Source organism: Candidatus Avelusimicrobium sp., from assembly GCF_056976295.1.
Genome location: NZ_DBMCTG010000010.1, coordinates 1 through 13,815, shown reverse-complemented (window position 1 = coordinate 13,815; position 13,815 = coordinate 1). Strand labels below are relative to the sequence as shown.

15 protein-coding genes are annotated in these 13,815 nt (G+C 48.6%); 7 read left to right on the top strand and 8 right to left on the bottom strand.

Going from position 1 to position 13,815, the window contains the following annotated elements:
• Positions 1 to 66: 66 nt before the first annotated feature.
• The 3 genes from ACZOTW_RS05370 to ACZOTW_RS05360 form a co-directional block, all read right to left on the bottom strand.
• The gene (locus ACZOTW_RS05370; protein ID WP_483997684.1) at positions 67 to 1,299 is read right to left on the bottom strand and encodes a hypothetical protein; all 1,233 of its coding nucleotides are present in this window, start codon (positions 1,297 to 1,299) and stop codon (positions 67 to 69) included.
• 136 nt (positions 1,300 to 1,435) lie between these two features.
• Positions 1,436 to 3,061, bottom strand: a complete 1,626-nt coding sequence (locus ACZOTW_RS05365) for a glycoside hydrolase family 57 protein (RefSeq protein WP_177748563.1) — start codon at positions 3,059 to 3,061, stop codon at positions 1,436 to 1,438.
• A 1-nt stretch (position 3,062) separates the two neighbouring features.
• Positions 3,063 to 3,983 carry a DUF4912 domain-containing protein gene (locus ACZOTW_RS05360; protein ID WP_483997683.1) on the bottom strand — a complete coding sequence of 307 codons (921 nt, stop codon included), beginning with the start codon at positions 3,981 to 3,983 and terminating at the stop codon, positions 3,063 to 3,065.
• An 86-nt stretch (positions 3,984 to 4,069) separates the two neighbouring features.
• On the opposite strand from ACZOTW_RS05360, the gene ACZOTW_RS05355 reads away from it, so the two are divergent.
• Positions 4,070 to 4,336 (top strand): hypothetical protein, encoded by a 267-nt coding sequence (locus ACZOTW_RS05355; RefSeq protein ID WP_428037673.1) that lies wholly within the window; start codon positions 4,070 to 4,072, stop codon positions 4,334 to 4,336.
• Positions 4,337 to 4,377: 41 nt separating this feature from the next.
• Here the strand turns inward: ACZOTW_RS05355 and ACZOTW_RS05350 are convergent, their stop codons facing one another.
• Entirely contained in the window at positions 4,378 to 5,280 is a 903-nt protein-coding gene (locus ACZOTW_RS05350) for a DMT family transporter (RefSeq protein WP_483997682.1), read from the bottom strand.
• Between the two features lie 91 nt (positions 5,281 to 5,371).
• Here ACZOTW_RS05350 and ACZOTW_RS05345 point away from each other — a divergent pair, with 91 nt between their 5' ends.
• Genes ACZOTW_RS05345 through ACZOTW_RS05320 form a run of 6 tightly spaced genes read left to right on the top strand, consistent with a single transcriptional unit; the run spans position 5,372 to position 9,555 of the window.
• Entirely contained in the window at positions 5,372 to 6,259 is an 888-nt protein-coding gene (locus tag ACZOTW_RS05345; protein WP_483997681.1) for a metal ABC transporter solute-binding protein, Zn/Mn family, read from the top strand.
• Positions 6,247 to 7,035: a metal ABC transporter ATP-binding protein gene (locus ACZOTW_RS05340; RefSeq protein WP_428041860.1), complete on the top strand. Its 789-nt coding sequence runs from the start codon at positions 6,247 to 6,249 to the stop codon at positions 7,033 to 7,035. Before ACZOTW_RS05345 ends, ACZOTW_RS05340 begins: the two co-directional genes overlap by 13 nt.
• Positions 7,032 to 7,850 carry a metal ABC transporter permease gene (locus ACZOTW_RS05335; RefSeq protein WP_483997680.1) on the top strand — a complete coding sequence of 273 codons (819 nt, stop codon included), beginning with the start codon at positions 7,032 to 7,034 and terminating at the stop codon, positions 7,848 to 7,850. Before ACZOTW_RS05340 ends, ACZOTW_RS05335 begins: the two co-directional genes overlap by 4 nt.
• Positions 7,840 to 8,487 (top strand): endonuclease III, encoded by a 648-nt coding sequence (gene nth, locus ACZOTW_RS05330; protein ID WP_483997679.1) that lies wholly within the window; start codon positions 7,840 to 7,842, stop codon positions 8,485 to 8,487. Before ACZOTW_RS05335 ends, nth begins: the two co-directional genes overlap by 11 nt.
• Entirely contained in the window at positions 8,484 to 9,209 is a 726-nt protein-coding gene (locus ACZOTW_RS05325) for a glycosyltransferase family 9 protein (RefSeq protein WP_483997678.1), read from the top strand. The genes nth and ACZOTW_RS05325 overlap by 4 nt, the downstream gene beginning before the upstream one ends.
• Complete coding sequence (locus ACZOTW_RS05320; protein ID WP_428055278.1) at positions 9,121 to 9,555, top strand: glycosyltransferase family 9 protein; 435 nt, start codon at positions 9,121 to 9,123, stop codon at positions 9,553 to 9,555. Before ACZOTW_RS05325 ends, ACZOTW_RS05320 begins: the two co-directional genes overlap by 89 nt.
• A gap of 57 nt (positions 9,556 to 9,612) precedes the next feature.
• Here ACZOTW_RS05320 and ACZOTW_RS05315 read toward each other — a convergent pair whose 3' ends face one another.
• The 4 genes from ACZOTW_RS05315 to ACZOTW_RS05300 are packed head-to-tail and all read right to left on the bottom strand — an operon-like array spanning position 9,613 to position 13,519.
• The gene (locus ACZOTW_RS05315) at positions 9,613 to 10,779 is read right to left on the bottom strand and encodes a sodium ion-translocating decarboxylase subunit beta (protein WP_177748581.1); all 1,167 of its coding nucleotides are present in this window, start codon (positions 10,777 to 10,779) and stop codon (positions 9,613 to 9,615) included.
• A gap of 11 nt (positions 10,780 to 10,790) precedes the next feature.
• A complete protein-coding gene (locus tag ACZOTW_RS05310) occupies positions 10,791 to 12,584 on the bottom strand; it encodes a biotin/lipoyl-containing protein (RefSeq protein WP_483997677.1) in 1,794 nt (597 codons plus the stop codon).
• Between the two features lie 15 nt (positions 12,585 to 12,599).
• Positions 12,600 to 12,818 carry an OadG family protein gene (locus tag ACZOTW_RS05305; RefSeq protein WP_483997676.1) on the bottom strand — a complete coding sequence of 73 codons (219 nt, stop codon included), beginning with the start codon at positions 12,816 to 12,818 and terminating at the stop codon, positions 12,600 to 12,602.
• Positions 12,815 to 13,519 (bottom strand): biotin--[acetyl-CoA-carboxylase] ligase, encoded by a 705-nt coding sequence (locus ACZOTW_RS05300; protein WP_428037681.1) that lies wholly within the window; start codon positions 13,517 to 13,519, stop codon positions 12,815 to 12,817. Before ACZOTW_RS05300 ends, ACZOTW_RS05305 begins: the two co-directional genes overlap by 4 nt.
• Positions 13,520 to 13,815 lie beyond the last annotated feature (296 nt).

The window sequence follows — 13,815 nt, the reverse complement described above, 5'->3', positions numbered from 1 at the left end:
GTTAATCTGCGGAGTTTTTTGTTAGCGGGTAAAAAGAACCCCCGGTTTGGGGCCGGGGGAGGAGAATTATAAACCGTTTACCATTTCATCCATTGCCGATTTGAAAGGACTGGTCCCCTTAATCAGCCAATGCATTAAGGCATCATACAAGTTGGCTTCTTCATCAGATACGCCGGGATTACCCGGGCGGGCCTGCGGAAAGCGGTGGTTCTTGTTAATAAAAGATCTTAATTGATTTAATGTTTCGGGTTCGGACGGATAGACCGGAGCGTATTGGGCAAGCAATGCCTTGATTTGTGCCGATATTTTTTCAACCGGTTCAAAGTGGTTCGCGTGGCCATCCTGCATTAAGATCTCGGTGCGGCTGTGGAGCATCAGTTCGTTGGTGTCCGTAGAGTTCCATTTAGGCAAGCGTCCGTTGGCTTTTACAAATTCTTGTAATTCGGCCAAGGTGCGGGCATAAACCGTTACGGTTTCTATGGTGCTTTCAGCCGATTTGGCCGCTTGTACGCCGCGGGCATACTGCGTGTAAGCCTCGGCCAATGCGGAACGGAATACCATTTTTTCCGCCCCAGACATAGAAGCCGGTTTGGGCATATTGATAAAGTGTTGGATAACACCCTTGGTTTCGTTGGTTACCAACGTACTTTGCATCATATAGCGCAGTTTCCGGTTTACTTTGTGGGGATGCATAAGCAAGTAGTTAAAAGCAGTATCTATAAAGGCTTCTTTACCGTCCAAATGAAGCAAATCCGTCATACCGGAGGTTGTTGTTAAAACCGGGGAGTGGGTCAATGTATAGTAATTGACCAAATTTTCTATCAGGGACTGTACGTCGCGCGATAATAAACTGCTGCGCAAGGAAGAACGGAGACTCTTGTTGATAACGGTCTGGTCAATAAGTTCTAATCCCTTTTTCTGGCCTGCTTCACTGGAAATATAATAGAGCGGGTCTTTCATCAAGGTATTAAGCAAGGCATAGGCCTGTCTGGTTTCTTGGGTGGTTTTGTAGACTTGATTCAAAACCACCTTTTCATCCGTGGGAATGCGCGCACGGCTGACAGCGGAAAGCGTCACACTGGGTGTCGTGTTGAAAGCGGGCACATAAATTTGAGGCAATTTGGGCCCTTTAAAACGCGGGAAAACTTTTATCCCGGCTTTGGAGGCGTTTTTAGCGGCTCCGGCAGCCACTTTTTCGGCAACTTTTACGCCGGTGGCAATTTCTTTGCCTGCGTTTTGGGCAAAGGACATAGTCGTCCCGAGGGAGACTATCATTAAAGCATACATTAGGTTTTTCATACTTATAGTGTAAGAAATATAAAGATACACCGAAAGAGTCTTTGGACCTAATGAGCCCTGGGCCTTTGGACCTAGACCCGTTGGAGAAAAAAGAACCCGGCCTGTGGGGTCGGGTTCTTGGGCAAGTAAAACTGCTTTATCTGTATTTCTTTAATACGGCTTCTTTGGCGGACGAGGAATAAACGTTATAGTCTATTTGCTGGAAGATAGAGTCCTTTTGTTCCAGGTCATAGACATATCCCTCGTCAATACGGTTGCCTTGGATTTGCTCGTAGAGTTCGTTAAAGCGCTTGATGTGGTCTTTGGTGCGCTTGGTGGAATACTCTTTTGCCGTACCTGTGGTCATTAAAAATGCCCAGTCGGATGATTGCATTAATAACAGTTCGCGGGCCAGTTGGTTGAGCGCTCTGCGCAATAAACCTCCGGCGTTGGGGAACTTGTTAGCCAAGTCCATCATCCGTTCGGCGGCTTTAATCAGGTGGCGGTAAATCCAATCGTTGCCGCTGTTAAGCCACACGTCGTGGTAGCCTTTGTCTCCCCAAGAGGACATAGACGGCTGTACCACTTGATTTTCCGGGTACATAGCCAAGTATTCGCTCGGGGTAACCAGTTTGATGTCCTTTTGGTCATAGTAAATCTTCTTGAACAGATACTCCAAGAAATCAATACCTTCATACCACCAATGTCCGTAGAGTTCCGCATCATACATAGAAACCACCAACGGTTTGCGGTCAATAATCGTGCTTAAATATTCAATTTGCTTTTGGCGGTTGAACATAAAGTTCCCGGCGTGCTGGGCGGCTACTTCGCGCGCTTCCTGCGGGTTGTAGGCTTGTTTTTGGTTCAAGGCTACTTTGCCGGTAATTTTATGGTATTTCATCCCAATATTGCGCCGGACTCCGTCGGAGTGGAGGTACGGTTTGATGTAGTCGTAATCCAAATCGTAACCGAGGTCGCGGTAGAATTCGCGGTAGCGCGGGTCGCCGGGATAGCCGGATTCGGCACTCCAAACCTGTTGGGCCGATTCCATATCACGGGCAAAGGCGGCTACACCCGTCTGCGGGCAATACACAGGGGCATAAATACCATACTTGGGGCGCGGGGTACCGTGCAAGACGCCGTGTGATTCCGTAAAGAAAAAGCGGATTCCTTCGTCGCGCAAAAATTTATCGTCGCCCGGATTGTAAGCGCACTCGGCCAGCCATATTCCGCGCGGGGAACGGCCAAAGCGGCTTCTGTAATCGTTAGCGGCAATCTTAATTTGGGCATTTACACTTTCTTTATGTACCATTAGCGGCAAGTAACCGTGCGTGGCGCAGCAGGTAATGATTTCCAATTTGCCCATATCCTGGAATTTTTTGAAACCTTGTAAGACGTGTCCGTGATAGCGGTTTTCAAACAAGTCCTGATAGCGGCGGAATTTGTTGTAATACATACGCGCCACGCCCTCAAATTCAGTACCTTGGGTGCGATTAATTTCTTTTTGGGAAAGTTCTACGCGCTGGTTTAAATAATGGCGGAACCGGCTAATTAAAAGCGGGTCCTCCATCATATTACACAAGGGCGGCGTGAGCGACATTGTCAGGCGGAAATCGGTGCCTTCTTCGGTCAGATTTTCAAATACGTTAAGCAAGGGGATATATGTTTCCACCATTGCTTCGTAGAACCAATCTTCCTCCAAAAAGTCCGGATATTCCGGGTGTTTGATAAACGGCAGGTGCGCGTGCAGCACCAGCGCCAAATAGCCTTTTTCTTCTCCCATATTATTTTCCTTGTTCGCGCAGGGCTTTTATGTTGATTTGGCGCGTCTTATCGCCTTTGGCGTTGCGCGCTTTAATGGGCAAATCTACCACGCTTCCCGCCGGCAGGTGCTGGCGGATGGAGAATTTGCCTTCTTTGAGTTCAATATCCTTCCCATTGATAGACACAATGGCATTTTTAGAGGCAGAACCGTAAATGATAATTTCGCAATCGGCATTAAGCCAAATATCTTCGTCCTCCGGTTGCACTTTATCCAAATGCAAGGCAAAGGAAGACCAGGACGATTTGGCGGCACCGGACGGCGTCAGTTCCGTGAGTTTCCAACGCTGGCCAATGACGTGCATCAGTTCGCTGGCTCCCAGACCAATGTAATCTGCGCCGGAAAGTTTTAAAAGTTTTTGGAAATCACCTTCCACCACCATCCACTTGTCGTCAATGATATCGGATACTTTTCCGGGCGGAACGGGCGTGGCGTTACTGCGGGAAACTAAAATAAATTTGCCGTCCGCTGTAACGTAGCCTAAATCGGCCAGATAAGTACGGCCCGATTGCGGGGCATTGATGTACCAACTGCGCGCCTCAAAAATGACGGGCATATCATAATATTGTACGGAGTTGTTTCCGTCAAAAAATTCCACCCCGGTAATATCGTGTAAGCGGATAATGGTGCGGGCGGATTTTAAGGTTTCCTCTCCGTATTGGCTTTTTAGATAATCAAACGTGTTTTGGGTGATTTCCCAAAACAGGAACATCCAAGCCGGGTCTTTGGGAAGTAAAAAACTTTCCGTTTTGCCGTAGCCGGACGGAATATCCGCTTCGGCGTGTATGTCTTTGGCCAAAGGTTTGACCAAGGCAGACGAAGATAAATTCTGCGTCATAATAAATACCTCACCCTGATTATTTGTAGAGATTTTCTCCCCCATTTTATTGTAGCATTTATCAATAGAAAAAGGGGCATTTCTTGGGTGCGGAAAAAAATTTTTGATACAATAGCAAAAAAGGAGTTTTTATGAATAAAAAAGGAATGGGGTTAATCGGGTTGTTATTGGCGGTGGTGATTGTAGCCGTTTTGACGGCGGCCCTGCTCAAACAGTATGCCCGCCAAACACAACAGGTCTTAAAGGGACCGGCTTTGCAAACGGTTGGGCCTGCTCCAAAAACAAAAGGTCAGGTGCGTGCGGTTCCTAAGTGTAAGGGGCGCTTGGTGGGGAATATTTGCGTGCCGACAGAGGTGCGCAGTTCCAGCCTGGATGCTTTTGATAAAATGTCCCAATAAAAAACCGCCCCTTGCACAAGGGGCGGTTTTCACATAAAACCTCATTTGGTTTCGGCTTCCACTTTCTTTTGAATTAAAATCAAACTGACGAAAATCAGACACAACCCGCCGATTTCCGCTCCCGAGGGCATACGGCCAAAGGCAATCATATCACTGGCCATCGCCACGACGGGGGTGAAATACGTTACCGAAGCCATACGGGTAGCCCCCCAACGCTTAATCAGGGCCACCATTAACAGAAAGGCAACCGCCGAAGAAAACACACCCGCGCTGATGATGGATAAAACCACTTTGGGGGTAAAGGCCGCAACTGGCGGCACCGGCTCGGCGCAGAACGCAAGAATTAGCAATACAAGGGCTGCAAAAAGGTATTGGTGGAAGGTGTTGGCTTCCATCGTCATAGCGTTGCTGTCCACCATAATTTTTTTAGTGAGAACATTTCCCAAACTGTAAGACCACGCCATAATCAAAAAGGCGGCACAGCCGTAGAGGGCTAATGGAGAGGCATCTAACTGGGCGGCGGCAATCATCGGGCGCATAATAACGAGTAACCCCAACATACCAATCGTTACACCGATGGCACGGCGCCAAGTAAAGCGGTCCTCACCTTTTAACAGCAGTGCGCCTGCGATAAAAGACCATATCGGCACTGTACCGTTAAAAATACCGCCAATCGTTGGGGCAACAAAGCGTTGGCCCCAAGAAATTGCCGCAAATGGCAATAAAATGAGCAAAAAACCAATAGTCCACGGACGCCACAGTTGTTTAACCGGGCATTTTAAATTTTTGCGCTGGATGCCGTACAGCACGATAAAAAACAACAATCCCGCCAACACCCGGAAAAAAGTTCCCCAGTAAGGCGGTAATACTTCCACAAAGTTTTTGGTTGCTAAAAATGCAGTGCCCCAACACAGGGCCAAACACAAGGCTAAAACATAACTCATACAAAACTCCTCCTTTTTTATATTATAGTAAATTCCGGCGGTTCGTCCGTCTTTCTGCCGGAATTCGTATAATATATATAAGGAAAGCAAAATGAAAAAAATAGGAATAATCGTTTTATTTGTTCTTTTAGCGGCGGGGACTGTTTGTTTCCTGCCTAAACCTGCGGGCCCAAAAACCGGTGAAAAATTAACGGTAGTAACATCCGGTTATGTAGCCTATACGCTTACGCGGCAACTGGCGGGAGAATTAGCCGATATTGTTATGCTTTTGCCGCCAAATGCCGAGCCCCACTCCTTTGAGCCGACCCCGGGAGTGTTGGTAGCGGTGCGGCAGGCCGATTTGTTTATTTATATTTCGGACACTTTTGAACCGTGGGCCAAAGATATCGCCGCCGGAGCAGGCAAAAATACCCAAGTGGTAAAGGCCGCCGGGGCCGTGCCTGCAAGTGCGGACCCGCATGTTTGGATGGATTTTGATAATGTGCGTTTAATGGCGCAAACGGTAGAAGAAGCCTTGGTTGTGCAGTTGCCCGAGCAGGCGCAAACCTTGGCGCAGAATTTAGCCAAGTTTAACGAGCAATTAACCGCGTTGGACGACTCTTATAAAAAAGGGTTGTCCTCTTGCCAAGGGCGCGAAGTGGTGCATATTGGTCATTTAGCCTTTGGGCGGCTTGCCCAAAAATATGGGTTTACTTTAACGGCTTTGGCGGGTACGTCGCACGATGGGGAGCACTCGGTGCGCCGCTTGGCTGGGGTAGTGGATTTGATTAAACATCACCATATTCAAACCATTTTTACCGAAGAAACCCTTTCCCCTCGCTTGGCGCAAACCGTGGCTGCCGAAACGGGCGCGCAGATTTTACCGCTCTATACGGTAGAAAGCATATCCAAACAGGATTTTGATAACCATATTACTTATATTGATTTAATGAAGCGTAATTTGGACAACTTGCAAAGGGGGCTTAAATGCCAAGCGTGATAGAAGCCAAAAATTTGCGCTTTGCTTATGTGCGCGTGCCTGTGTTGGACAAAGTGTCCTTTTCCATTAACGCGGGCGATTATGTAGGGCTGATTGGCCCGAACGGCGGCGGCAAAACCACGTTACTAAAACTTTTGTTGGGTCTTGAAAAAGGTGCGGGCGAAATTAAACTTTTTGGTACGCCGATTCATACTTTTAAAGATTGGCATAAAATCGGTTATTTGGCACAGAAAAGCCCCGTAGCCCAGAGTCATTTTCCTATTTCTGCCGAAGAAGTGGTATTAATGGGGCTGGCGCATCACCGCGGGAGCGGAGTGTCCGCAGGAGAATTAAAGGAAGTCCATAATGCTATGCAAAAAACGCATACGCGCGAATATGCCGGACGCATCTTCGGCGATTTATCTATCGGCCAGCAACAGCGCGTTTTACTGGCGCGTGCATTGGTAAGCAAACCGGAACTGCTGATTTTAGACGAGCCTTCCACCGCGTTAGACCCTTCTTCGCGGGAACAGTTTTTTGCTTTATTGGGCGAACTAAACGGCAAGCACGGCGTAACTATTTTGCTTATTACGCACGATACAGGCGAGGTGGGAAAATACATTTCCAAATTTATGTATGTGGATAAGACCTTGGTGTTTTACGGCACCAAAGAAGAATTTTGCCGTTCCCGCGTGGTAGCCGAAAAAATTGGTCCCTTTGCCCAGCATACCATAGACCACTTGCATAATCACGGACATTGTCCGTTGGGCTGCGCTTGCGGGGAGGAGAAAAAATGATGAGCGGATTTTTGGCTTATGGCTTTGTGCAGCGCGGGCTGCTGGCGGGTAGTTTAGTGGCGGCGGCTTGCGCGCTTATCGGGGTGTTTTTGGTGCTAAAACGGTTGTCCTTAATAGGCGACGGGATGAGCCACGTTTGTTTGACGGGGGTTGCGGTAGCCTTGCTGACCTCGTCTAATCCTGTATATATGTCGGTTCCGGTGGTAGTTTTGTCCTCTTTGGGTATTATGAAGATTACCCAAAAATTTAAAATTTACGGTGATGCCGCTATCGGCATAGTCAGTGCGGCGGGGTTGTCCGTAGGGCTTTTGATTACTGCCTTTGCGGGCGGATTTAATACGGACCTGTTAGGCTATTTATTTGGCAGTATTTTGACTGTGTCGTGGGACGAAGTTCTGCTTTGCGGAATATTGCTGGCGGCGGTGCTGGGCGGCCTGAGGTTTTTTTACCGCGATTTGACCTCTGCCTGTTTTGACGAACCGTTTGCCCGCACGCGCGGCGTGCCTGTGCGGATTGTCAATACTGCTTTGGTGGCTGTTACGTCGGTGGCGGTGGTGTTGGCCTTTAAAGTGGTGGGTATTTTTCTCATCTCGGCTATGCTTATTATTCCGCCGGTGTCGGCTTTGTTAGTATCCCATACTTTTAAACAGGTATTGGTTTGCGCGGCCTGTTTTGGGGTGGCAAGTGTATGGCTGGGGGTGTATTTATCCTTTTTGTTTAATATCCCGTCGGGGGCTACGATTATTTTAGTAAACTTACTTATTTTGGCGGGATGTTATATATATGCCAAGGCGGGGGGAAGTGATGCCCGCTAAAAAAACAGAGGTATTGCCCCTGTTGGCACTTCTTAAAAAGTTGTACCCCGAGCATATTATTCCGCTACATCATCAAAATGCGTGGCAGTTGCTTTGTGCTGTTATTTTGTCGGCCCAATGCACGGATGCGCGCGTGAACCAAATTACGCCGCATTTGTTTAAAAAATATCCTACCGTGCAGGACTTGGCAGCCGCGGACTTAAAAGAGGTGGAAAAAATAATTCACTCTGCTGGTTTTTACCATAGCAAGGCATTGTCTTTAATTGAAAGTTCTAAGCGTATTTGCGAAGTGTTCGGCGGCGAAGTACCGCAAAATATGGACGATTTGCTTTCCTTGCGCGGTGTGGCGCGCAAAACGGCCAACGTAATGCTGGGAGATTATTTTAAAAAGCCTGCGGGTATTGTAGTGGATACGCACGTCAAGCGTTTGGCTTTTCGCCTGGGCCTTACCAAGCAGACGGACCCGGTAAAGGTGGAGAAAGATTTAACCAAAATTATTCCGTATGAGTATTGGGGGTGGATAGCCATTGCGCTTATTTTGCACGGGCGGCAAGTGTGTAATGCGCGCAAACCGCTATGTTCCCAATGCGCCTTGGCGCCTTTGTGTCTTAAAAAGGGAGTAACAATTTCCGTATGACTTTTAGAGAGTGGAATAACCGTAAAAATAATTGGCTGCGTGCGCAAAAGGGCAAGTGGGCGGCAAAACTGTTGGGCCGTGCTCCTATGTCTGACGCATATAACCCGCAAAAGGTGCAGAAAATTTTGCTCTTGCGCAACGATAATAAATTGGGTGATGCGTTGGTGTCGTCCGTTTTGTTGCGCGGGCTGAAAGCGTTGTTCCCAACTGCTGATATAGATGTAGTGGCGGGTAAAAGCAATGCGACTATTTTGCGGAATAATCCGGCGGTATCTACCCTTTATTTTGCGACGGAAGGATTAGCCTCGCTAATATCGTGCGGACTAAAATTGCGGGGCAAACAATACGATTTGTATTTGGATTTGGACGAAAAACCGACGCTCGCGTCACTTGCCTTTTTAAAAGTTTTACAACCGCGTTGGTCATTTGGATTTAACCGCCAACAATATCCGCTTTATAATCTGACTACAACAATGGATTTATCTGTGTGTCATATTACGGCACGATATGAAGCGTGCTTGCGTTTTTTAGGCTATCAAGGAAAGCTTGATACATCTTACGAAATAAAATTGTCGGAATCAGCGAAAGTCGCGGCAGGACAGTTTTTATCTACCTTGCAGTGGGGGGGGGCGATTGATTGTAGTAAATCCGCTAGCGGCCAGCCGCCACCGCTCTTTTTCAGCGGAACAGATTTTTGGCTTGGCCACGGTTTTCCCAAATGATACTTTTGTTTTACTTGGGCAAGAGTCTAAACTAAGAAAATGGTTAAACGGGCGTGCGCTTTTACCTCGTATGGTTACCTTTACGTCGGGTATTTTTGAGTCTGCCGTACTGGCCCAACAGGCAAACGTGCTCCTTACCCCCGATACCTTTTGGGTGCATTTGGCTTGCGCTCTGCATATTTCAACAGTGGCTGTTTACCAGGGAAAAGAAGAGTTCCCCTACAAAGGCAATATTGCCGTTTGGAGACCCTTGGATCCGGCTGTCAAAATGTTGTTATGGCCTGGGGAGCAGAAAGATGTTCCTGTCTATATGTTGGCCCAAGCATTGCAAGAAAAATTAAATTAAATTGTGTGGTACAAAAAACACCCCGGGTAAAAAACCGGGGTGTTTTACAACTAAAACTTATTTGCCCAGTAATGCCAGGAGTACCCCGGCGGCTACCGCGCTGCCGATTACGCCGGCCACATTCGGGCCCATTGCGTGCATCAGCAGGTAGTTGGTTTTGTCGTATTCCAAACCAACTTTGTTGGAAACGCGGGCGGCCATCGGTACGGCGGAAACCCCCGCGGAACCGATAAGCGGATTGATTTTGGTTTTGCTGAAACAGTTCATCAGTTTCGCCAAAAGCACACCCGAAGCCGTGGCTACGGAGAACGCGATAATCCCCAATACCAAGATACCCAGGGTTTCCGTGGTCAGGAATTTATCCGATTGCAATTTGGAGCCTACGGACAATCCCAGCAAAATGGTAACAATGTTGCAAAATTCGTTTTGCAGGGTTTTGGATAAGCGTTCCGCTACGCCGGATTCTTTGACCAAGTTGCCGAACGTCAACGCGCCGATAAGCGGCGCGGCGGAGGGCAGCAGTAGCGCACACATCAAAAGAATTACGAGCGGGAACAGAATTTTTTCCCGTTTGGATACGGGGCGCAACTGTTCCATACGAATCGTGCGTTCTTCCTTGGTGGTGAGCAGTTTCATAATGGGCGGTTGGATAATCGGCACTAATGCCATATACGAATAGGCCGCCACAGCAATAGCCCCCAGTAAATCGGGTGCCAAGCGTGTGGTAAGGTAAATGGATGTCGGACCGTCCGCACCGCCGATAATACCGATAGAGGCCGCTTCTTTAAGGCCGAAGGCGAACAGTTGGCTGTCGCCAATGTGAATATAACTCAATGCCACCGCTCCGATAAGCGTGGCAAAAATACCGAACTGCGCCGCACCGCCCAAGAGAGCCATTTTCGGGTTGGCAATCAGCGGGCCGAAGTCCGTCATCGCACCTACCGCCATAAAAATAAACAGCGGAAATAGTCCGGAATTAATCCCGAAGTTGAACACAATACCCAAGAACCCGGCTGGCCCGGCGATGGCTTCGCCGGGGGGCATAGGAATATTGGCCAACAGACCGCCGAAGGCAATCGGGACGAGCAAAAGCGGTTCAAACTGCTTTTTAATCCCCAGCCACAGCAGAAAGCAGCAGACGGCAATCATTGTCAGTTGCTGCCAGGAGATAGCGTAAATCCCCGTGGTTTGCCAGATTTGGTTTAATGCTTGCAAGATATCCATAGGGAAGCCTCTTATTTAATATCGGCCAATTTGTGGCCGGTCTGCACCTGGTCGCCTTGTTTTACAGCCAAGCGGATCACGCCGGAGGCCGGAGCGGAAACCGGGGTTTCCATCTTCATTGCTTCCAGTACCAAGATTTCTTGGCCCTCGCTCACGCGGTCGCCGTCTTTTACGGACAAGCGCAACACCGCGCCCGGAAGCGGAGATTTCACTTCCGCGCCCGTACCAGCAGAAGCGGATTTTTCAGGGGCCTTGGCATCAGCGGCAGCGGTGGAAACGGCATAGCGTTTGCCGTTTACTACGGCATCATTTCCGTCAAAGACGACCTCGTAGGCTTGGCCGTTTACCGTTACTTTTACCGCACCGTCTTCTTTGTCGGCGGCGGGCTTTACGTCTTTGGCCCAGCGGATACCGTTTACTTTGGCTTCGCCTTTCAAATACATAATGCCTTTGTCTGCGCAGGTGGCCACGATAAAGACATTTTCTTCCGTAACGGGCAATCCGGCTTCTTTCAGTTTGGCTTCCGCCACCTTCAAACCTTTCTTGGGGTCTGCGTCGTTGATTTCAAGCGGCGTTTTGGTGGTGGGTTGCAAGCCCAACTGTTCGCTGGCTTCCTTTACTACGGCCGGATCCGGTTCTACCGGGGTTTTGCCGAAGTAGCCCAAAACCATTTTGCCGTAGCCGGGGGTGATTTTCTTCCAGGGGCCGAACATTACATTGCTGTACGCCTGCTGGAAGTAGAACTGGGAAACGGGGGTAACGGACGTGCCGAAACCGCCCAATTTTACACATTCGCCCATTGCTTTGACTACTTCGGGGAATTTATCAAAGGTGCCGTTGTCGCGCATCATTTGGGTATTGGCCGTCAACGCGCCGCCGGGCAGGGGAGAGAACGGAATAATCGGGTTGACCTTGGTGGCTTCGGGCGGCAAGAAGTATTTGCTCATGCAATCTTGGAACACATTTTCGGCTTCGCGGATTTTTTGCGGGTCAATGTCCAAGGTGTAATCCGTGCCGCGCAAAGCGTGCCACATAGTTAAAATGTCGGGTTGGCAAGTGCCGCCGGAAACGGGTTGCATAGACAAGTCCAACTGGTCCGCTCCCGCGTGGATGGCTTCCAAGCAGCAGGCAATAGCATTGCCGGCCGTTTCGTGCGTGTGGAACGCAATCGTGGTGCCTTGGGGTAAAAGTTTGCGGGCCATCGCAATCGTTTTGCCGACGGTGGCCGGAGTAGAGGTGCCGGATGCGTCTTTAAAGCAGACGGAGTCAAACGGAACGCCGGAATCCAAAATTTGGCGGAGGATTTTTTCGTAAAATTCTTCGGTATGGATTTTGCCCGTATGGTCCCAGCCCGGAGCCAAGGACATCATTGTTACGGTAACTTCGTGTTTGAGACCCGCATTGTGGATACATTTACCCGAGTAAATGAGGTTGTTTACGTCATTTAACGCATCAAAGTTGCGGATAGTGGTGGTGCCGTGTTTTTTAAACAATTTGGCGTGTGCATTAATCACGTCGGAGGATTGGCTTTCCAAGCCTACCACGTTTACACCGCGGGCGAGGGTTTGCAGGTTGGCGTCCGGCCCGGCTACTTTGCGGAAGGAATCCATCATATCAAAGGCATTTTCGTTGCAATAAAAGAACAACGCTTGAAAGCGTGCCCCGCCGCCAAATTCCATATGGTTAATGCCGGCGTGCTTGGCGGCTTCCACCGCAGGTAAAAAATCTTTGGTCAGTACGCGCGCCCCATAGACGGACTGAAAGCCGTCGCGGAACGCGGTGAGCATAAAGTTTACTTTTTTCATAATAAGTCCCCTAAATTATTTAGTTTGAAATCTCTTTGCGGCGGCAATAGCCACAGCAATTAAGGCATTATCGGCCGCAGCGGCTGCGGTTTGCGGAAAATACTTTTCCATTTTTTGCACCAGCCAGCCCAGCATTTTTACAATGCCGACCAACAGGGTGAGAAACACAAATACAATCAACATACCAATTATGGTAATATTGACGGATTGCATTAACAGGTTGTCTGCACTCATACAATAAGGTCTCCTATATATATTTCTTCCGGGCCTTGGGCGGTGTTTAAAAGGAGCGTTCCGCGGGGGGATACTCCTTTTACCGTTCCGCTGACGGGCGCTGCGCCGTTTTTAACGGATATTTGTTTACCAATGTACGGAAATCGTTGTTCGTAGGCTTGGCGGATAACGCCAAAGCCGCTTTGTACTACGGCGGGGTAGTCCCGCCAAAAAAGAGTTAATACTTTTTGTAAAAAATCTTGTTTGCTGATGTTTATGCCCAGTTCCTTTAAGGAAATAGCAGGCTGCCCGACGTGCGATAAATTTTCTTGCGCAACATTTACGCCTACGCCTATGACCACGCCCTCAATGCCGGAGGAAGTTACCACGGCTTCACTTAAAATGCCGCAGAGTTTTTTCCCATTGGCAAGTACGTCGTTGGGCCATTTAAGCCAGGCTTTTGCGCCCAGTTCTTCGGCGGCGGTGCAAACACAAACCGCCATAAGTTGCGTAAAATTGGGTAAAAAATCGGTTCGTTGCGGTTTGACCAAAACTGAGAAATACAACCCTCCGTCTTGCGAAATCCATTTGCGGTCAAAGCGGCCCCGCCCGGCGGTCTGTCTGTCGGCGCAAACAACGGTTCCGTCTGCCAGTTGCGGGCAATTGTTTTTTAAATAGGTATTGGTGGAATCAATTTCGTCAAAATGAATAATGTGCGCCATACCTAATTGTAACAAATTTACGAGAGAAAAGCGGGGCGGAAGTTTATATTGTGCGGAGGGCCAATTCAAGAAGACCCTTTATGAATAACGACAGATCCCCGAGCCCTGCGGGTCGCCAGTTCAGAAGGAGACCCTTTTTTATGACTGTCTTGTTTTATTTATTGTTGCCGTTTCGTTGGTTTACGACATTACAAAAACAGTGTGGCTCTACTAGTCAATTGAGGGGAAAAAGGTAAGCCGTCCGCAGGACTTATTTTTAAAGGGGTTGTTTCGTTTTTTTTTTTTTTTTAAATTTT